16 protein-coding genes are annotated in these 19,654 nt (G+C 75.7%); 6 read left to right on the forward strand and 10 right to left on the reverse strand.

Annotated features, from left to right (window positions below; translation table 11 throughout):
• Nucleotides 1-14 precede the first annotated feature (14 nt).
• Genes argR through argC form a run of 6 tightly spaced genes read right to left on the reverse strand, consistent with a single transcriptional unit; the run spans nt 15 to nt 5,937 of the window.
• Nucleotides 15-503: an arginine repressor gene (gene argR / locus AC3RJ9_RS06830; protein WP_036337506.1), complete on the reverse strand. Its 489-nt coding sequence runs from the start codon at nt 501-503 to the stop codon at nt 15-17.
• Nucleotides 503-1,462 (reverse strand): ornithine carbamoyltransferase, encoded by a 960-nt coding sequence (argF, locus tag AC3RJ9_RS06835; RefSeq protein WP_123244379.1) that lies wholly within the window; start codon nt 1,460-1,462, stop codon nt 503-505. Before argF ends, argR begins: the two co-directional genes overlap by 1 nt.
• A complete protein-coding gene (locus AC3RJ9_RS06840; protein ID WP_123244380.1) occupies nt 1,459-2,745 on the reverse strand; it encodes an acetylornithine transaminase in 1,287 nt (428 codons plus the stop codon). The genes argF and AC3RJ9_RS06840 overlap by 4 nt, the downstream gene beginning before the upstream one ends.
• The gene (gene argB / locus AC3RJ9_RS06845) at nt 2,742-3,728 is read right to left on the reverse strand and encodes an acetylglutamate kinase (protein WP_233569963.1); all 987 of its coding nucleotides are present in this window, start codon (nt 3,726-3,728) and stop codon (nt 2,742-2,744) included. Before argB ends, AC3RJ9_RS06840 begins: the two co-directional genes overlap by 4 nt.
• Nucleotides 3,729-3,739: 11 nt before the next feature.
• Nucleotides 3,740-4,900 carry a bifunctional glutamate N-acetyltransferase/amino-acid acetyltransferase ArgJ gene (argJ, locus tag AC3RJ9_RS06850; RefSeq protein ID WP_123244381.1) on the reverse strand — a complete coding sequence of 387 codons (1,161 nt, stop codon included), beginning with the start codon at nt 4,898-4,900 and terminating at the stop codon, nt 3,740-3,742.
• Complete coding sequence (gene argC, locus AC3RJ9_RS06855) at nt 4,897-5,937, reverse strand: N-acetyl-gamma-glutamyl-phosphate reductase (RefSeq protein ID WP_123244382.1); 1,041 nt, start codon at nt 5,935-5,937, stop codon at nt 4,897-4,899. Before argC ends, argJ begins: the two co-directional genes overlap by 4 nt.
• Before the next feature lie 102 nt (nt 5,938-6,039).
• On the opposite strand from argC, the gene AC3RJ9_RS06860 reads away from it, so the two are divergent.
• The 3 genes from AC3RJ9_RS06860 (at nt 6,040) to AC3RJ9_RS06870 (ending at nt 12,507) form a co-directional block, all read left to right on the forward strand.
• Nucleotides 6,040-7,041: a quinone oxidoreductase family protein gene (locus tag AC3RJ9_RS06860; protein WP_036315656.1), complete on the forward strand. Its 1,002-nt coding sequence runs from the start codon at nt 6,040-6,042 to the stop codon at nt 7,039-7,041.
• 121 nt (nt 7,042-7,162) lie between these two features.
• On the forward strand, nt 7,163-11,170 hold the full coding sequence (locus tag AC3RJ9_RS06865) for a Pls/PosA family non-ribosomal peptide synthetase (protein ID WP_041104187.1): 4,008 nt from the start codon (nt 7,163-7,165) through the stop codon (nt 11,168-11,170).
• Nucleotides 11,167-12,507 (forward strand): M1 family metallopeptidase, encoded by a 1,341-nt coding sequence (locus AC3RJ9_RS06870; RefSeq protein WP_036337490.1) that lies wholly within the window; start codon nt 11,167-11,169, stop codon nt 12,505-12,507. Before AC3RJ9_RS06865 ends, AC3RJ9_RS06870 begins: the two co-directional genes overlap by 4 nt.
• Nucleotides 12,508-12,525: 18 nt before the next feature.
• Here AC3RJ9_RS06870 and AC3RJ9_RS06875 read toward each other — a convergent pair whose 3' ends face one another.
• From AC3RJ9_RS06875 to pheS, 3 genes are read right to left on the reverse strand one after another with little or no spacing between them, the layout of a single operon-like run.
• A complete protein-coding gene (locus tag AC3RJ9_RS06875; protein WP_036337488.1) occupies nt 12,526-13,146 on the reverse strand; it encodes a 4'-phosphopantetheinyl transferase family protein in 621 nt (206 codons plus the stop codon).
• A gap of 2 nt (nt 13,147-13,148) precedes the next feature.
• A complete protein-coding gene (pheT, locus tag AC3RJ9_RS06880) occupies nt 13,149-15,728 on the reverse strand; it encodes a phenylalanine--tRNA ligase subunit beta (protein WP_123244352.1) in 2,580 nt (859 codons plus the stop codon).
• Between the two features lie 3 nt (nt 15,729-15,731).
• On the reverse strand, nt 15,732-16,814 hold the full coding sequence (pheS, locus tag AC3RJ9_RS06885) for a phenylalanine--tRNA ligase subunit alpha (protein ID WP_049147954.1): 1,083 nt from the start codon (nt 16,812-16,814) through the stop codon (nt 15,732-15,734).
• 86 nt (nt 16,815-16,900) lie between these two features.
• On the opposite strand from pheS, the gene AC3RJ9_RS06890 reads away from it, so the two are divergent.
• Nucleotides 16,901-17,308 (forward strand): CHY zinc finger protein, encoded by a 408-nt coding sequence (locus AC3RJ9_RS06890; protein WP_061866991.1) that lies wholly within the window; start codon nt 16,901-16,903, stop codon nt 17,306-17,308.
• Nucleotides 17,305-17,754, forward strand: a complete 450-nt coding sequence (locus AC3RJ9_RS06895) for a hypothetical protein (protein ID WP_049147952.1) — start codon at nt 17,305-17,307, stop codon at nt 17,752-17,754. The genes AC3RJ9_RS06890 and AC3RJ9_RS06895 overlap by 4 nt, the downstream gene beginning before the upstream one ends.
• Before the next feature lie 45 nt (nt 17,755-17,799).
• Here AC3RJ9_RS06895 and AC3RJ9_RS06900 read toward each other — a convergent pair whose 3' ends face one another.
• Nucleotides 17,800-18,462: a pyroglutamyl-peptidase I gene (locus AC3RJ9_RS06900; RefSeq protein WP_060974027.1), complete on the reverse strand. Its 663-nt coding sequence runs from the start codon at nt 18,460-18,462 to the stop codon at nt 17,800-17,802.
• A gap of 92 nt (nt 18,463-18,554) precedes the next feature.
• Here AC3RJ9_RS06900 and AC3RJ9_RS06905 point away from each other — a divergent pair, with 92 nt between their 5' ends.
• Nucleotides 18,555-19,628, forward strand: a complete 1,074-nt coding sequence (locus AC3RJ9_RS06905) for an Rv2578c family radical SAM protein (RefSeq protein WP_020624690.1) — start codon at nt 18,555-18,557, stop codon at nt 19,626-19,628.
• Nucleotides 19,629-19,654 lie beyond the last annotated feature (26 nt).

Raw genomic sequence — 19,654 nt, forward strand, 5'->3', positions numbered from 1 at the left:
GCCGGACGGGTCGGTTAGCCCGCCAGACCCAGCAGGTGGGCCGCGACGGCCGGGGCGGACGTGGTCCCCGTGGTGATGAGGAGGATGGTGTCGTCGCCGGCGATCGTGCCCATCACGTGCTCCACGCGCGCCTGGTCGATCACGCTGGCCAGGAACTGCGCCGCACCCGGGGGCGTGCGCAGGACCACGAGGTTCGCCGTGGGCTCGGCGGAGACGAGCAGCTCGCGGGCCATGCTCGCCAGCCGATTCAGCTGCGCGTCCGAGCCGCGGCCCGGCACGGCGGCGTCGTCGCCCTCCGCCGGCAGGGCGTAGACCATGCCGGCCGGCCCGCGCGTCCGCACCGCGCCGAGGTCCACCAGGTCCCGCGAGAGCGTGCCCTGGGTGACGGACAGCCCGCGATCGCCCAGGGCGTCCGAGAGTTCGGCCTGGGAGCGGATGCCCCGGGTGGCCAGGATCTCCCGGATCGCGGCCTGACGGGCGATCTTCGTCGTGGGGGCGGCCATCAGCGCGGCTCCTCGGCCAGGCCGGAGCGATACAGCAGCCAGGCGATGAGCGCCTTCTGCGCGTGCAGGCGGTTCTCGGCCTCGTCGAACACCACGGACCGCGGCCCGTCGATCACCTCGGCCGTGACCTCGTAGCCCCGGTACGCGGGCAGGCAGTGCAGGAAGATCGCGTCGTCGGCCGCCCGCGCCATCGCGGCGGCGTCCACCTGGTAGTCGCGGAACAGCGCCAGGCGGGCCTCCTTCTCCTCCTCCTGGCCCATGGACACCCACGTGTCGGTCACGACGACGTCCGCGCCCGCCAGGGCCTCGGCCGCGTCCGTCGTGACGAGGACGGAACCGCCCGTCTCCGCCGCCCGCTGTCGGGCGGCGGCCACGACGTCCTCGGCAGGCAGGTGCCCCTCGGGTCCGGCGACCCGCACGTGCATGCCGGCCGTCGCGCAGCCGAGCAGGTACGAGTGGGCCATGTTGTTCGCCGCGTCCCCCAGATACGCCAGGGTGCGGCCCGCCGTGCCGCCGAGGTGCTCGCGCACCGTCAGCAGGTCGGCGAGGATCTGACAGGGGTGGTAGTCGTCGCTGAGCGCGTTGACCACGGGCACCGAGGAATGGGCGGCCATCTCCTCGAGGCCGGCCTGGGCGAACGTGCGCCAGACGATGACGCCGACCATCCGCTCCAGCACGCGAGCCGTGTCCGCCACGGACTCCTTGTGGCCCAGCTGCGACTCCCCCGGGTTCACGATCAGCGGCGTCCCGCCGAGCTCGGCGATGCCGGCCGCGAACGAGACGCGGGTGCGCGTGGAGGTCTTGTCGAAGAACACGATGCCGGTCCGGGGCCCGGCCAGCGGGCGGTGCCGGAACCGGTCGGCCTTCATCTGCGCGGCGAGGTCGAGCACCTCGGCCTGCTCGGCCGGGGTGAGGTCCGTGTCCACCAGGAAGTGGCGGACGGCGGCAGCGGGGGTCATGGGCGGTCTCCTTCGGCGGGGGTCAGGGCGGCGGCCACGAGCCCGGGCAGGGCGGCGGCGAAGCGCTCGAGCTCGGCCACGGGCACGGTGAGCGGCGGGGCCAGGCGCAGGGTGGACGGGCCGGTGGCGTTGAGGATCCAGCCCGCCTCGAGGCCGGCGGCGACGACGGCGGGGGCCAGCCCGCCGGCCGGGACCGGTCCCGCGGGGTCGGCCAGGTCGACGCCGATCCACAGGCCGTGACCGCGGACCGCGGCCACCTCGGGCAGGTCCTCCAGCAGGGCGGCCACGGCCTCGCCCGCGGCGCGGACGTGGCCGAGCAGGCCCTCGTCCTCGACGGTCTGGAGCACGGCCAGGCCCGCGGCGGTGGCCAGGGGGTTGCCGCCGAACGTGGTGCCGTGCTGGCCGGCGGTGAGCAGCCCGGAGACGGCGGGGCCGACGCACACGAGCGCCCCGATCGGCACGCCGCCGCCCAGTCCCTTCGCCAGGGTGAAGGCGTCGGGCACCACCGGCTCGGCCGCCCCGGTGACGGCCGGGTTCTGGAAGCCGAACCACGTGCCGGTGCGTCCCACGCCGGACTGCACCTCGTCGAGGATCATCAGGGCGCCGGCCTCGCGGGTCGCGGCCCGCACCTCGGCCAGGTAGCCGGCCGGCCAGCCGTGCACGCCGGCCTCGCCCTGGACCGGCTCGAGGATGACGGCGGCGACGGTGGCGCCGTCGTCGTCCGGGGCCAGGGCCGCCCGCAGGGCCGCGGCGTCCCCGCCCGGCACGTGCTCCACGCCGCCGGGCAGCGGCTCGAAGGGCGCCCGGTAGGCCTCCTTGTGCGTGAGCGCGAGGGCGCCCATCGTGCGGCCGTGGAAGGCCCGCTCGAGCGCGATCACCCGCGTCCGGCGGCCGGACGGGTCGTCCGCACCATGGCGGCGGGCGAGCTTGAACGCGGCCTCGTTAGCCTCCGTGCCGGAGTTCGCGAAGAACACGGTGGAGCCCGCGGGCGCGCCGGCCAGCTCCAGCAGGCGCTCGGCCAGGCGGATCTGCGGCTCGGAGGTGAAGAGGTTGGACACGTGGCCGAGCGTGGCGATCTGCTCGGACACGGCCCGCACCAGCGCCGGGTGGCCGTGGCCGAGCGCATTCACGGCGATGCCGGCCAGCAGGTCCGTGTAGCGCCGGCCGTCGGCGTCCCACACGTGGACCCCCTCGCCGCGCACGAGCACGCGGGTGGGGCGGCCGAAGACGCCGGTCAGGGCGGCGTGGTAGCGCTCCAGCAGCGCGGACTGGCCGGTGCTCATGCGTCCTCCTCGGGGGTGGTCGGGGCGGTGGGTTCGGCGTCGGGCACCACCTGGGTGCCGACGCCCGCGGAGGTGAAGACCTCCAGCAGCATCGAGTGGGGGCGGCGGCCGTCCACGACGTGGGCGCGCTGCACGCCGGCGTCGACGGCCGCCAGGCACGCGGCCATCTTCGGGATCATCCCGGAGGCCAGGGAGGGCAGCAGCGCACGCAGCTGGGCGGCGGTGAGCGAGCTGATGAGGGAGTCCCGGTCCGGCCAGTCCGCGTAGAGGCCCTCGACGTCGGTGAGCAGCACGAGCTTCGCGGCGCCGAGGGCGGCGGCCAGGGCCGCGGCGGCGGTGTCCGCATTGACGTTGAGGACCTGCCCGGTGGGCTGGCCGTCGTCGTCGATCTCGGGGGCGACCGACGAGACCACGGGGATCCGCCCGGACTCGATCACGTCGAGGATCGCGGTCGGGTCGACGCCGGTGACCTCGCCCACGAGGCCGAGGTCCACCTCCTGCCCGTCCACGACGGCGCCCGTGCGGCGGGCGCGCAGCAGCCCCGCGTCCTCGCCGGAGAAGCCGACGGCGTACGGGCCGTGGGAGTTCACGAGGCCGACCAGCTCGCGGCCCACCTGTCCCGTGAGCACCATGCGGACCACGTCCATGGCCTCCTCGGTGGTCACGCGCAGGCCGCCGCGGAACTCGGACGCGATGCCGAGGCGGTCGAGCATCGCGTTGATCTGCGGGCCGCCGCCGTGCACCACCACGGGGTGGACCCCCACGTGGTGCAGGAACACGATGTCCTCGGCGAACGCCCGGCGCAGCTCCTCCGACACCATGGCGTTGCCGCCGTACTTGACGACCATGACGGTTCCGGCGAACCGCCGGATCCAGGGCAGGGCCTCGACGAGGACCTCCGCCTTGGACTCGGCGCGGTCGAGCCGGTCCGCGGTGGACAGGACAGGCGTGGCCGCCGTGGCCGGGTCGATGTGCGGGCTCATGCTGGGGGTCCTCACGTGGAGTAGGCGGAGTTCTCGTGGACGTAGTCGTGCGTCAGGTCGTTGGTCCAGACCGTGGCCTCGGCGTCGCCGGCGTGCAGGTCGACCTCGACGAGCACCTCGCGGGCCGTCAGGTCCACGCGGGAGCGGTCCTCCCCCACACCGGAGGCGCGGCACACCTGGACGCCGTTGAAGCGCACGTCGAGGGCGTACGGGTCGAAGGCGGCGACCGACTCCGGGACCGTGCCGACGGCGGCGATCACGCGTCCCCAGTTCGGGTCCTGGCCGAAGATCGCGGTCTTGAACAGGTTGGAGCGGCCGACGGCGCGCGCGACGGCCTCGGCCGCCTCCTCGGTCTCGGCGTGGACCACGCGCACGGCGATGTCGTGCCGGGCGCCCTCGGCGTCGGCGACGAGCTGGCGGGACAGGTCCGCGCAGACCTCGTGGAGGGCCGCGGCGAACGCCTCGGGCTCGGGCGCGGTCCCGGACGCGCCCGAGGCCAGCAGGATCACGGTGTCGTTGGTGGACATGCACCCGTCCGAGTCGACCCGGTTGAAGGTGGCGCGCACGGCCTCGCGCAGGGCCGCGTCGAGGGCGGGGGCGGGGACGTCGGCGTCCGTGGTGATGACGCTGAGCATGGTGGCCATGCCGGGTGCCAGCATGCCCGCCCCCTTGGCCATGCCGCCCACGGTGAAGCCCGCGCCGCGGGCCACGGCGGTCTTGGCCACGGTGTCCGTGGTCTTGATCGCGACGGCGGCGTCCTCGCCGCCGTCCGGACTCAGGGCGGCGACCGCCTCGGCCACGCCCGCGGTGAGGGTGTCCATCGGCAGGCGTTCGCCGATGAGGCCGGTCGAGCAGACGAGCACGTCGTCGGCGGCGGTCGCGAGGGCCGCGGCCGCGTGCTCGGCGGTGCGACGGGCGTCCGCGAGGCCCTCGGCGCCGGTGGCCGCGTTCGCCCCGCCGGAGTTCAGGACGACCGCGGTCGCGCGGCCGTCCCGCACGGCGCGGCGGGTCCAGACCACGGGGGCGGCCGCCACCCGGTTCTCGGTGAGGACGGCGGCCGCCGCGTCGCGCGGGCCCTCGTTGACGACGACGGCGACGTCGGGCGTGCCCGAGGCCTTCAGCCCCGCGGTGACGCCGGCCGCCCGGAACCCCTGTGCTGCGGTGACGCTCACGGCGCGACCCCCTGCTGCTCGAGCCCCGCCTGCTCCGGCAGGCCCAGGGCGATGTTCATGGACTGCACGGCGCCGCCGGCCGTGCCCTTGGTGAGGTTGTCGAGCACCGCGCAGACGATCACGCGGCCGGCACGCTCATCCACGGCGAGCTGCAGCTGCACGTGGTTGGAGCCGAGGACCGCCTTCGTCGTCGGCCACTGCCCCTCGGGCAGCAGGTGCACGAAGCGTTCGCCGCCGTAGGCCGCGGCCCATGCCGCGCGCACGTCCGCGGCGGCGACGCCGGGGCGCAGCCGCGCCGTGGCCGTCGCGAGGATGCCGCGCGGCATCGGCGCGAGCGTGGGCGTGAAGGAGACGCGGACCGGCTCGCCGGCCGCCTGGGCCAGGCCCTGCTCGATCTCCGGGGTGTGCCGGTGCCCGCCACCGACGCCGTACGGGCTCATCCCGCCCATGACCTCGGCGCCGAGCAGGTGCGGCTTGAGCGCCTTGCCCGCCCCGGAGGTGCCCGAGGCGGCGACGATCACCACGTCCTGCGGCTCGAGCAGCCCCGCGGCGAAGCCGGGCGCGAGGGCGAGGATCGAGGTGGTCGGGTAGCACCCGGGGACGGCGATGCGGCGGGTGCCGGCGAGTCGCTCACGCTGACCGGGCAGCTCGGGCAGGCCGTAGGGCCAGGTCCCGGCGTGCGCGGTGCCGTAGAAGGCCTCCCAGTCTGCGGCGGACTCGAGGCGGTGGTCGGCGCCCGCGTCGATCACCAGGGTGTCCGGGGATCGCTCTGCGATCTCGGCCGCCAGCGCCCCGGAGGCCCCGTGGGGCAGCGCGAGGATCACGACGTCGTGACCGGCGAGGACGTCCGCGGTGGTCTCGGCGAGGACGCGGTCCGCCAGGGCGTGCAGGTGCGGCTGGAGGGCGCCGAGGCGCTCCCCCGCGTTCGAGTGGGCCGTGATGGCTCCGACGGTGACGGACGGGTGGCCGGCGAGCAGGCGCAGGGCCTCTCCCCCGGCGTAGCCGCTGGCTCCGGAGACGGCGACGGTGTGGGTCATGGCCCCATCCTAGCGTAGATATGCGTTGCACGGAATATCTATGCGGTGCCTCGGGTCCCCCGGGACGGGCCGGATGTCCGGGCCCGCTCCTAGAGTGGGGCCATGACCACTGCGAACACCCCCGCCGTCCCCCGCACCCACCACGCCGTCGTCGTGTCCGCCACGGGCGGCCCCGAGGTCCTGCAGTGGACCGAGACGGAGGTGCCCTCTCCCGCACCGGGGCACGTGCTGGTGCGGACCGCCGCGGCGGGCCTGAACTTCATCGAGACGTACCAGCGCTCCGGGACCTACGCGATGGACCTGCCCTTCACCCCCGGCACGGAGGGCTCCGGCGAGGTCGTCGCGCTCGGCGAGGGCGTGGACGCCGCGCTCCTGGGGGCCCGTGTCGCCACCGCGACGGCCACCGGTGCGTACGCCGAGCACTTCACCGCCCCCGCGGATCGTCTCCTCGCCGTCCCGGAGGGCATCGACCTGGCCGAGGCCGCCGCCCTTCCGCTGCAGGGCATGACGGCCCACTACCTCTGCCGGTCCACCTTCCCGGTGGAGGAGGGCCACACGGTGGTCGTGACGGCCGGTGCCGGCGGCGTGGGGCTCCTGCTCACCCAGCTCGCGACGGCCCGCGGCGCCCGCGTGGTCACCACGGCGTCCACGGAGGAGAAGCGGGAGCTGTCCCGGGGCGCGGGCGCCGTCGCCGCGGTGGACTACCCGGACCTCGCCGCCACGGTGGCCGAGCTGACCGACGGCGAGGGCGCGCACGTCGTGTACGACGGCGTGGGGAAGGACACCTTCGACACCTCGCTCGAGGTGCTGCGCGTGCGCGGCACACTCGTGCTCTTCGGCGGGGCCTCCGGGCAGGTGCCCCCCTTCGACCTGCAGCGGCTCAACGCGGCCGGCTCGCTGTACGTCACCCGGCCCTCGCTGGTGCACTACACGCGCACGGGCGAGGAGACCCGCTGGCGTGGTGGAGAGGTGTTCGGGGCGTGGGCCTCCGGCGAGCTCGACGTACGGATCGGCGAGCGCTTCCCGCTGGCGGACGCGGCCGCCGCGCACGCCGCACTCGAGTCCCGGTCGACGACGGGCAAGGTGCTGCTCACCCTGTCCTGAGCCGGACCCGCCCGGTGCCTTCCAGGCGCCCCGCGCGGCCGCGGGCGGGGCATAGAATGTCCCGCTGCGGCCTGGTCCGCGTCCGACCCTCGGTTTGCCGCTCACACCCCCGGAGGCCCCTGTGTCCCTTTCGTCCGCCGCGCCCACCCCGCCCTCCGTCCCCCTCGACCCCGCGGGCGCGCCGCATCGGCCGCAGTTGCCCGGCTCCGAGCGCACCCCGCCCGCCCGGACGCTCGTGGAGCTCTTCGACGCCACGGCGCGCGAGCACCCGGACGCGACCGCCCTGGACGACGGCGTCGAGCCGCTGACGTACGCGGAGCTGCGGGAGCGCGTCGACGAGACCGCCCGCCACCTGTGGGCCGCCGGCGTGCGGGCGGGAGACCGGGTCGGCGTGCGGATCGCCTCGGGCACGGCCGCGCTGTACGTCTCGATCCTCGGCGTGCTCGCCGCCGGCGCGGCCTACGTCCCCGTGGACGCGGACGATCCGGAGGAGCGCGCCCGCCTCGTGTTCGGCGAGGCGAAGGTGGCCGGCGTCCTCACCGACGAGCGGGTCTACGCCCCGCACCCCGAGCACACCGCGGACCCGGCCGCGGAGGCCCGCGCCCCCGGGCTCGAGGACGACGCGTGGATCATCTTCACCTCTGGCTCGACGGGCACCCCCAAGGGCGTGGCGGTGAGCCACCGCTCGGCCGCGGCCTTCGTGGACGCCGAGGCGCGGATCTTCCTGGCGGACGATCCGCTCGCCCCGGGCGACCGCGTGCTGGCGGGACTGTCCGTCGCGTTCGACGCCTCGTGCGAGGAGATGTGGCTCGCCTGGCGTCACGGTGCGTGCCTGGTCCCGGCCCCCCGCTCGCTCGTGCGCTCCGGCATGGACCTCGGCCCGTGGCTCGCCGAGCGGCGCATCACCGCCGTGTCCACCGTGCCGACCCTCGCCGCGATGTGGCCCACCGAGGCCATGGACAACGTCCGGCTGCTGATCTTCGGCGGCGAGGCCTGCCCGCCCGAGCTCGCCGCGCGCCTGGCGGAGGACGGCCGCGAGGTCTGGAACACCTACGGCCCCACGGAGGCCACCGTCGTCGCGTGCGCGGCCCCGCTCACGGGTCTCGGCCCGGTCCGCATCGGCCTGCCCCTGGACGGCTGGGACCTGGCCGTCGTCGACCCGCAGACCACGCTGCCCGTGGCCGAGGGCGAGACGGGCGAGCTGATCATCGGCGGCGTCGGCCTGGCCCGCTACCTCGACCCGGCCAAGGACGCCGAGAAGTACGCCCCCATGCCCTCCCTCGGCTGGGAGCGTGCCTACCGCTCCGGTGACCTCGTGGTCTTCGAGCCGGAGGGCCTGCTGTTCGTCGGCCGCGCCGACGACCAGGTGAAGCTCGGCGGCCGCCGCATCGAGCTCGGCGAGGTGGACGCGGCCCTCCAGGCCCTGCCCGGCGTCCACGGCGGCGCCGCGGCCGTGCAGACCACCCCGGCGGGCCACCAGATCCTCGTCGGCTACCTCGTCCCCGCGGACCCCGAGGCCGAGCTCGACCTGCACATGGCCCGCGAGCACCTCGCGGCGGAGCTGCCGGCCGCACTCGTGCCCCGGCTGGCCGTCGTGGACTCCCTGCCCACGAAGACCTCCGGCAAGGTGGACCGCCACGCGCTGCCGTGGCCCCTGCCCGGCGCCGAGGTGGACGAGGACGCGCCCCAGCCGAACGAGGACACCGCCGACGGCTGGGTGCTGCGCCAGTGGGCGGACGTGCTCGGCGCGCCCCCCAAGGACGCCGACACCGACTTCTTCGAGGCCGGCGGCGGCTCGCTCGCCGCTGCCCAGCTCGTGGCCCGCCTGCGCCTGCGCCACCCGGCCGTGACCGTCCAGGACGTCTACCGCAACCCCACCGCCGGGGCCCTCGTGGCCGCCGTCGTGGGCGACGACGGCCCCCGCGGCATCGAGGTGCACGACCGGCACGTCGACCGCACCCGCCACCGCACCCAGTGGGTCCAGACCCTCGTGGGACTGCCCGTGTTCGTCCTGCCCGCCCTGCGCCTGGGCGTGTGGACCGGCCTGGCCCTGAACCTGCTGACGCTCTCCGGGCTCGCGCCCGGGCTGCCCACCGTGCCGTGGTGGGTGCTGATCGTGGCCGGTCTGCTGGTGGTGACCGTGCCCGGCCGCATGCTGCTCACCGCCGCGACGGCCCGGCTGCTGCTGCGCGGCGTGAGCCCCGGGTCCTACCCGCGCGGTGGCCGCGTCCACCTGCGCCTGTGGCTCGCCCAGCAGATCAGCGACCTCGTGGACCCCTACTCGCTGGCCGGCGCCACGTGGGTGCCCGCCTACGCGCGACTGCTGGGCAACCGGATCGGCAAGGACGTGGACATGCACACCGTGCCACCGGTCACCGGCATGCTCACGGTCGAGGAGGGCGCCGCGATCGAGCCTGAGGTGGACCTGTCCGGCTACTGGGTCGACGGCGACGTCGTCCGGCTCGGCGAGGTGCGCATCGGCGCGGACGCCGTCGTGGGCGCCCGCTCCACGCTCCTGCCGGGCGCCCAGGTCGGCGCCGGGGCGCACGTCGAGGCCGGGTCCACCGTCGCCGGGCGGGTGCGCGGCGGCCAGCGCCACGCCGGCTCCCCCGCCGTCAAGGTGGGCAAGGTGAAGTCCCGCGGCCCCGCCGAGGCGCCGCGGGAGACCCCGGGCTGGCGCCTGATGGCGACCGTCCTCTCGACCCTCATCTCCCTCCTGCCGCTCGTCTCCGCCGCCGCGGCGGCCGCGGTGGCCGCGTGGTCGCTGACCTGGTGGCCGCCGGCCCCGGAGGCGGGACCGCTGGCCGCCGTCGGGACCACCGCGGCGCGCCTGCTGGCCGCAAGCCCCCTGGTGGCCGGCGTCTGGTTCCTGACCCAGATGCTGCTCGTGCTCGTCACCGTGCGCCTGCTCGCGCTCGGCATCACGGAGGGGCACCACCCCGTGCGCTCCCGGGTCGGCTGGCAGGTGTGGGCCACCGAGCGCGTCCTCGACGCCGCCCGCGACCAGCTGTTCCCGATCTACGCCTCCCGCTTCACGCCGACGTGGCTGCGCCTGCTGGGCGCCGAGGTGGGCCGCGGCGTCGAGGCCTCCACCGTGGTGCTCCTGCCCTGCATGACCCGCGTGGGCGACGGCGCGTTCCTCGCCGACGACACGATGGTCTCCTCCTACTCCCTCGACGGCGGGTGGATGCACGTGGCCCCCGCGAAGGTCGGCAAGCGCTCGTTCGTGGGCAACTCCGGCATGGTGCCCGGCGGCCGCACCCTGCGCCGCGACTCGCTCGTGGCGGTGCTGTCCACCACCCCGGCCAAGACCAAGGCGGGCACGTCCTGGATGGGCTCCCCGCCCGTGCGCCTGCGCCGCAACGAGGTCACCGCAGACGCCGCCCTCACCTACGACCCGCCGGCCCGACTCAAGGCCGCCCGCACCGCCTGGGAGCTGCTGCGCGCGATCCCGGTGTGGCTGCACGTGGCCCTGTCCCTCGCCGTCGGCGCGACGCTGGCCGCCCTCATCGCGGTCGGCACGTGGGCGCTGGCCTTCGTCCTGGGCGGCGTCGTCCTGCTCGCGGCCGGCGCGGTCGCGGCGAGCCTGACCGTGCTCGCCAAGCGGGTCTTCGTCGGCCGGATCCGCGCGGGCGAGCACCCGCTGTGGTCCTCGTTCATCTGGCGCAACGAGGTCGCGGACACCTTCACCGAGTTCCTCGCCGCCCCGTGGTTCAGCCGGGCCGCGGCCGGCACCCCCGCCCTGGTCTGGTTCCTGCGCGCGATGGGCGCCCGCATCGGCCACGGCGCCTGGGTCGAGTCCTACTGGCTGCCCGAGGCCGACCTCGTGGAGCTCGGCGACGGCGCCACCGTGAACCGCGGCTGCGTCGTCCAGACCCACCTGTTCCACGACCGCGTGATGTCCCTGGACGCCGTCGTCCTGGAGGACGGCGCCACCCTCGGCCCCCACTCCGTGGTGCTGCCCGCCGCCCGCCTGGGCCGCGGCACCACCGTCGGTGCCGGGTCCCTCGTGATGCGCGGCGAGGAGCTGCCCGCCGGCACGTGGTGGCTCGGCAACCCGGTCTCCCCGTGGCGTCGTCCCGACGGCGACCCCGCCGCCGCGGCCACCCCCTCCCGAGAGGAAGCATGAGCACCGATCCCTACGTCCCGGGCGTCGGCACCGACGCCGCCACCGTCGAGCACATCGCACTGGACCTCGACGTGCGCCTGGCCGCGAACCGGGTCTCCGGCACCGCCGTCCTGCGCGTGCGCCTGACGAAGCAGAGCCGCCGCATCGAGCTGGACCTGTACCGGCTGCGCGTGTCCCGGGTGGACGCCGTCGTCGACGGCCGCGCCGTCGCCTCCTCGTTCACCCAGCCGGGCCGCGCCCCGAGCCGCCTCGTCGTCGACCTGGACGAGAGCCGGCCGGAGGGCACGCTCGTGGAGCTGACCGTGGTCTACGCGGGCACGCCCACGCTGCGGCGCAGCCCGTGGGGCACGATCGGCTGGGAGGAGCTCACGGACGGCGTGCTCGTGGCCGGGCAGCCCCACGGCGCCTCCACGTGGCTGCCGTGCGTGGACTCCCCCACCTCCCGCTCGACGGCGGAGATCACCCTCACCTGCGACGCGGGCTACCTGCCCGTCGCCAACGGCGTGGGCGCGCCCGTGCGCACGCGCGGCTCGCGGGTCACGTGGCGGTGGCGGCTCGACCAGCCCGTGCCCGCCTACCTGCTCAGCGTGCAGATCGGCCGCTACCGGCTCGTGGACGCCGCCCCTCCCGCCGAGGGCCTGCCGCCGCTGCGCCTCGTGGTCTCCCCGCGGACCGAGCAGCGGGCCCTCCGGGCCCTTGCCCCCCAGCCGGCCATGATGGCCACGTTCATCGACGCCTACGGGCCATACCCATTCGAGGACTACACCGCGGTCGTGGCCGACGAGGAGCTCGAGATCCCGCTCGAGGCCGCGAGCATGTCGCTGTTCGGCACCAACCACCTGGACGGCTCGTGGGAGTCCGAGCGGCTGATCGCCCACGAGATGTCCCACCAGTGGTTCGGCAACGCCGTGACCCTGGGCCGCTGGTCCGACCTGTGGCTGCACGAGGGCTTCGCCTGCTGGTCCGAGTGGCTGTGGGCCGAGGCCTCGGGGCGGTCCAGCATCACCTCGATGGCGCGGCGGGCCTGGCAGAAGCTGGCCGCGCACCCGGTGGAGCAGGCGCTGGCCGAGCCCGGGCCGGAGGAGATGTTCGAGGACTGGGTGTACAAGCGCGGCGCGCTCACCGTGGAGGCGCTGCGGCACCTGCTGGGCACGGACCTCTTCGGCTCCATGCTGCGCGCCTGGGTGCGGGAGCACCGGTTCGGCACCGTCGACTCCCTGGGGCTGCGCACGCACGTGCACGCGTGGGCCCCGCACGCCGGGGTGAGCCGAGCGCAGGTGGACGAGCTCTTCGACGCGTGGACGCTGCGGCCCGAGCTGCCGCCGTTCCCGGGCTGAGGCGCCCGCGCGGTCGACTCAGCGGCCCCGCAGCGCCAGCGCCCCGAGGAGACCGCCCGGCAGCCGGTCGGTGAGGTCCACCAGCACGACGTCGGCCGGCACGGTCAGTGCGTCGACGGCGGCGGGGTCGCCCGTGAAGCCGGTGCCGGCGGCCTTCACGAGCGCCTCCTTCCGCGTCCACAGCCGGGCCCGCGCGGCGGGCCTCTCGGGGGCGGGAAGCTCCCGCACCCGGGCGCGCTCCGCCGTCGAGAAGCCCACCCCGCCCAGGCCGTCCTCGTCCGCGAAGGCCGCGGCGTCCGCCCGCTCGACGTCCACCCCGAGGCCGAGCCCGTCGGCGGGCCGTGCCGGCGCCCACCACGCCCCGATCCGAGCCCGGTCCTCAGTGCCGGGCATCCGGACGCGCGTGAACGAGACGAGGGCGACCCGGCCGGGGGGCAGGCCGGTCAGCGCGGGGACGCCGTGCGCGGCCGAGCCGCAGCGCGGGCAGGCGTGCCGGAGCCCGAGCGGCCCCACCGGCACGCCCCAGGCCGCCGTCAGGGCGGTGCGCACCTGACCGAGCAGCGCGGAGACGGCGTCGGCCGCCCCCGCCGAGGCGGGGACGGCCGAGGTCAGGCCCCACGGGCCGGTCGCGACGGACACGGTCAGCGCTGGACCGCCCCGTGCCGCTGCGCCGCGAGCGCGGTGGCCGCGGCGCGGGCCTCGGAGACCTCCTCCGCGGTGAGCGTGCGGTCAGGGGCGCGGAAGCGCAGGGAGAACGCGAGGGACTTCCGCCCCTCCGGCACGCCCGCGCCCCGGTAGACGTCGAACAGCTCGACGGCCTCGAGCAGCTCCCCGGCACCCTCGGCGAGGGTCGCGCGCACGTCCCCGGCCACGACGGCCTCGTCCACCACGAGCGCCACGTCCTGCGTGCTCACGGGGAACGTGGACAGCGGTGCGGCGACCACGATCTCGGGGGCCGCGGCGCACAGCGCGTCCAGGTCCAGCTCCCACACGCTCGTGCGGGCGGGCAGGTCCTCGGCCTCGAGCCACTGCGGGTGCAGCTCGCCGGCGACGCCCACCACCCGGTCCCCGTGCTCGGTCACGACGACGAGCTCGGCCACCCGGCCCGGGTGGAACGCGTGGTGCCGGCCCTGCCGGACGGTCAGCTCGACGCCGAGGACGTCGGCCACGTCGAGGGCCCCGGCGATCGCGTCCTGCCAGTCCACCGGGCGGGGGTCGTGGTCCGGCCCGGGCGCCGAGTCGTGCCCGGCGTACAGACCGGCCACGTGCCACGGCTGAGCGGGGATGCCGGCCTCGAGGTCGGCGAGGACCTCGGCGGAGGGGTGGACCGCGCGCGGGGGGATCGTCGCCGAGCCCAGCTGCGCGCCGGGCAGGAAGACCAGCCCCATCTCGTACAGCGCCAGATCGCGGAAGCCGCGTCCGAGGTTGCGGCGCGCGGTCTCGACGAGGCCCGGCAGCAGCGACAGGCGCAGGTACCGGTACTGGGAGGCGATCGGATTGGCCAGGGCCACCATCGCCAGGGCCTGGCCCTGCGCGTCCGAGTCCGCCCCGAAACGCCGGTTCTGCTCCTCGGAGACGAACGGGTAGGCCAGCACCTCGGTGAGTCCCGCGGCCGCGAGCGCGGCCGACACGCGGCGACGCTGGGCCTGGCGGCGGGTGAAGCCGCGGCCCGGCGGGGCCACGGGCACCACGGAGGGGATCGCGTCGTAGCCGCGCAGGCGCGCGACCTCCTCGGCGAGGTCCTCGGGGATGCGCAGGTCCGTGCGCCACGACGGGGCGGTCACGGTCAGCCGCGGGGCGGCGCCGTCGGCGGCCTCGGTCACGGCCACCTCGGCGCCCAGGGCGCGCAGCGTCTCCACGACCTCGTCGGTCGTGTACGCCACGCCCACCAGGGCGGAGGGGAAGTCGGCGGCCATCTCGACGACGGCCGGCTCCGGCCGCGTCCCGACGTCGGTGACGCCGGGCTCGGCGGTGCCGCCGGCGAGCTCGACGAGCAGCTGCACGGCCCGCTCGGCCGCCTCGTCGGCGACCTCCCAGTCGACGCCGCGCTCGTTGCGCTTCGACGCCTCCGAGGGCAGGCGGTGCCGGCGCCGCGTACGGGCGATCGACACCGGGTCGAAGTTCGCGGACTCGACCACGATCGTGGTGGTGGCGTCCGTGACCTCGGTGGCGGCCCCGCCCATGACGCCCGCCAGGCCGATGGGGCCGGAGTCGTCCGTGATGAGCAGGTCCTCGGGGTCGAGCTCGCGCTCCTTGCCGTCGAGGGTGGTCAGGGTCTCTCCGGCCCGCGCGCGACGCACCACGATCTCACCGGAGAGCGTGTCCGCGTCGTAGAAGTGCAGGGGCTGGCCCAGCTCCCACATGACGTAGTTGGAGATGTCCACCGGCAGGGAGATGGTGCGGATGCCGGCCAGGCGCAGGCGCGCGGCCAGCCACGGCGGGGTCGGGCGGGTCGCGTCCACGCCGGAGACCGTGCGGGCCACGAACCGGGTGGCCCCGGGCTCGCCGTGGATCGGCGCGTCGTCGTCGATGCGGACGGCCGGGCCGGCGTCGTCGGCCGCGGGCGGGTGGACGGCGGCGGCCGGGTCCGTGAAGGGCACGCCGGTGGCGTGCGCGTACTCGCGCGCGACGCCGCGCATCGAGAACGCGTAGCCGCGGTCGGGCGTCACGTTGATCTCGGCGGCCTCGCCGTGCAGGTCCAGGACGTCCCGGGCGTCGGTGCCCGGCTCGGGGTCGAGCCCGAGGTCGCCGAGCACGATGATCCCGTCCGTGCCGTCGTCGCCCATGCCCAGCTCCGTGCTGGAGGCGATCATGCCGGCCGAGACGTGGCCGTAGGTCTTGCGGGGGCTGATGCGGAAGTCGCCGGGCAGCACCGCGCCGGGCAGGGCCACGACGACCTTGTCCCCGACCTCGAAGTTGTGGGCGCCGCACACGATGCCCTGCACGCCGGAGGGCTCGATCCCCTCGCCGGTGAGCGGCTGTGCGGCGCCCTCGGGCACCACGCGCACGGAGCACCAGTTGATGGTCTTGCCGTTCTTCTGCGGCTCGGGCTCCTTGGAGAGCACCTGCCCGACGACGATCGGGCCCTGCAGCTCGGCAGCCGGACGGTGGACGTCCTCCTCCTCGAGGCCGACGCGGACGAGGTCGGCCATCACGTCCTCGGCACGGTGCTCCGCGGGCACGGGGACGAACTCCCGCAGCCAGTCCAGGGGGATGCGCATGGATCAGACCTCCATTCCGAAGTGCTGGGAGAAGCGCACGTCGCCCTCGATCATGTCGTGCATGTCCGGGACCTCGTTGCGGAACATGAGCGTGCGCTCCACGCCCATGCCGAACGCGAACCCGGAGTACTCCTCCGGGTCCAGGCCCGCGGCGCGCAGCACGTTCGGGTGCACCATGCCGCAGCCGCCCCACTCGATCCAGCGGGGCCCGCCCTTGGCGCCGGGGTGCCAGATGTCCAGCTCGGCGCTGGGCTCGGTGAACGGGAAGAAGTTCGGGCGCAGGCGGATGGCCGCCTCCGCCCCGAACATCTGGCGGGCGAAGTACTCGAGGGTGCCGCGCAGGTGGGCCATGGTCAGGCCCTTGTCCACGGCCAGGCCCTCGAACTGGTGGAACACCGGGGTGTGCGTGGCGTCCAGCTCGTCCGTGCGGAACGTGCGGCCCGGGCACAGCACGTAGGTGGGGGCTCCCCGCTCGAGCAGGGAGCGCATCTGCACCGGAGAGGTGTGGGTGCGCAGCAGCAGGTGGGCCTCGGCCGGGTCCACGAAGAAGGTGTCCTGCATCTCGCGGGCCGGATGATCCGGCGCGAAGTTGAGGGAGTCGAAGTTGAACCACTCGGACTCGAGCTCGGGGCCCTCCGCGATCTCCCAGCCCATGCCGACGAAGATCTCCGAGACGCGGTCCATCGTCAGCGAGAGCGGGTGACGGGCGCCGACGCGGCGGCGACGGACCGCGGTGGTCACGTCCACCGTCTCCTCGCGCAGGATCCGCGCGGCCTGCTCCGCCTCGAGCACCTCGGTGCGGGCGGCCAGGGCCTTGCCCAGGCGGCCGCGTGCGGCGCCCATGAGCTTGCCGGCCTCCGCCTTGCGCTCCTTGGGCAGAGCGCCGATCGCCTTGTTCGCGAGAGTCAGGGGGGCCCGGTCGCCGGTGTGGGCCAGGCGGGCGGCCTTGAGCTCATCGAGGTCGGCCGCGGCCTCGTACGCGGCGAGCGCGGCCTGCACGGCGGCCTCCACCGCCTCCGCGTCCACGGGGGAGATCTCCGCCACGGGCGCGGTGGGCTCCGCGCCGGTCTCGGGGCTGGGTGTCATCAGGGCAACGACCTTCGCATGGGGGACGGTGGGACGCCCGTCAGTCTAGTGTCCGCCCCGGACGCGCCCGGCCTAGGCTGAGGCGCATGACCGCCCCGGACTCCCTCGACGGCACCGACCCGCTGCTGCGGGGCGTGGGCCTGGACGCGCAGACCCGCTGCGCCCATTACGCCACGGCGCGGGACGTCGTCGCCCTGCGCTTCGCCTGCTGCCCCGCGTACTGGTCCTGCCACCGCTGCCACGCGGAGCTCGCCGACCACCCGGCCGTGCCGGTGCCGGCCGGCGACTTCGACCGGCCGCACGTGCTGTGCGGGGTGTGCCGCACCGAGCTGAGCGTGACTGCCTACCTCGCCCTCGAGGCCACCGCTGATCCTGCGTGCCCGGCCTGCGGGGCGCCGTTCAACCCGGGCTGCGCCGCCCATGCCCCGCTCTACTTCGACGTCCCCGCGTCCGGGTCCCCCGCCGGGGACGCCGATCCTGCGGCACAGCCATGACCGCGGCCCCCTCCCGGCCGTCGCCTCCGGCGCACGTGCGGGCGCGCGGGCTGTGGAACCTGCTGAACCTGGCGACGCCGCTGGGGCTGGTGGGCGCCGTCGTCGCCGGCTGCGCGCTGCGGCCCGGACCGCACGGGCTGATCGAGGCCCACGGCTGGACGCACCGGTTCCCGGGCGGGGCCGCGTTCACGGTCGGCGACGTCGTGTTCACCCGCCCCGGCCTGCGCATGACGCCCGCGCTGTGGCGGCACGAGGCCGGCCATGCGGACCAGTACGCCCTCCTGCTGGGTCTGCCCTTCCTGCCGGCGTACGCGCTGGCGGCGGCGTGGTCGATGTGGCGGACCGGGGATCCGGCCTCGCGCAACGTCTTCGAACGACGCGCGAGCCTGGCCCTGGGCGGCTACATCGAGCGGCCCGTGGTCCGCGGCCTGCGGCGCCGCCGCTGACGGGCACGGGCGATCGCGCCGACACGGACCCGGGGTCCGGGGAGGTCAGTGCAGGGTGCCGCCGGGGACGTCGAGGTCGGGGCCGCCGGCCAGCGCCGTCAGGGCGGCCTCGGCCACCGCGCGCGCCAGGTCGGCCGCGGGCAGGGCCGGGGTGTCCGGCGTCGGGCGGTGCTCGGTGTCCCACGGCACGTGGATGAAGCCGGCGGCCCGGGCGGTACCGGGGCCGTCGAGGAGCGAGTACATGACGTGGTTGCACACGAACGCGCCCGCGGACAGGGACGGCTCCGCGGCGACGCCGGCCTCCCGGATCGCGGCGACGGCACGCTTGGCGGGCAGGGTGGCGAACAGGGCCGCGGGACCGTCGGCGCGCACGGGCCGGTCCACGGGCTGCTCCCCCGCGTTGTCCGGGATCCGGGCGTCCTGCAGGTTCACGGCCACCCGTTCGACCCGGACCGTCGCCGTGCCGCCAGCCAGCCCGACGGCGATCGCCACCTCCGGCCGGACCCGGTCGAGGGCCGCGGTCAGGGCCGGCCCGGCCGCGCCGAACGCGCACGGCAGCTCGACCGCCTCGGCCGTCACACCCCGGTCCGCCAGGATGCCCACGGCGTCCCGCGCGGCGGCGATCGACGGGTTGTGGACATCGCCGCCGAAGGGCTCGAAGCCCGTGAGCAGGACGCGGGCGGCCGGGGCGGGTGCACGGGAGGTCATGGCGACCACGGTAGGCGCGTCTCGGCGCCCGCGCCACGCCCGGACTCGAACACGCTTGCGGGTCGATTCGAACATGTGTTCTACTTCTGGCCATGCGATGGGAAGCGCAGACCCTGCGGTCCGAGGGCGGAGCCCAGCGGGCGACGGCCGGCACACCGGCCGGCTCCGCCGCCCTGCTGCCGCTCTCGGACCTGCAGCGGAGTGTCACCACCCCGGAGTTCGCGGGCGTCACCTTCCATGAGGTGCTCGCCAAGACCGCACTGAACTCGGTGCCGTCCGCCTCGGCCATGCCGTTCCGCTGGACCGTGAACCCGTACCGCGGCTGCACCCACGCCTGCCGGTACTGCTACGCCCGCAGCACCCACACCTTCCTCGAGCTCGACGCCGGGGCCGACTTCGACCGGCAGATCGTCGTGAAGGTCAACGTCGCCGAGGTGCTGCGCGCCGAACTCGCCCGCCCCACGTGGGGCCGCGAGGCGGTGGCGTTGGGGACGAACACGGACCCGTATCAGCGGGCCGAGGGCCGCTACGCGCTGATGCCCGGGATCATCCGGGCCCTGGCCGATTCCGGCACCCCGTTCTCCGTGCTGACCAAGGGGACCCTGCTCGCGCGGGATGTGCCCCTGCTGCAGGCGGCCTCGCGCCAGGTGCCGGTGCAGGTCTCGCTGTCCCTGGCGATGCTCGACCCCGCCATCGCCGCCGCGGTCGAGCCGGGCACGCCGTCGCCGACCGCACGCCTGCGCCTGATCGAGCGGCTCGCCGCCGCGGGTGCGGACGTCACCGTCATGGCCATGCCCCTGCTGCCGTGGCTCACGGACGGGGACCGCGAGATCGACGCCCTCATGCGCGCGCTGGCGGACGCCGGAGCCGCGCGCGTCATGCCGGGCGCCCTGCACCTGCGGCCGGGCGCGAAGGAGTGGTACCTGGACTGGATCCGCCGCGAGCACCCGGATCTGCTGGCCGGCTACGAGCAGATGTACGCCCGGTCCGCCTACGCGCCCGAGTCGTACCGCCGCATGCTCACCCGGATGGCCGGGGAGGCCGCCGCACGGCACGGCCTGGCCCGCGGCGGCGCCCACGGCATCCGGCGCGAGGACGGTCCCCCGGCCCGGCGCCGGCCGGCGTCCCGGCCCTCCGCTCCGGCGGCGCAGCCCGCGCTGTTCTGACCGGTCCGCGGGGCGCGGCCGGCCGC

This window comes from Micrococcus sp. 63XJN7_6_ISO-PGPR-S23-444, assembly GCF_058072765.1.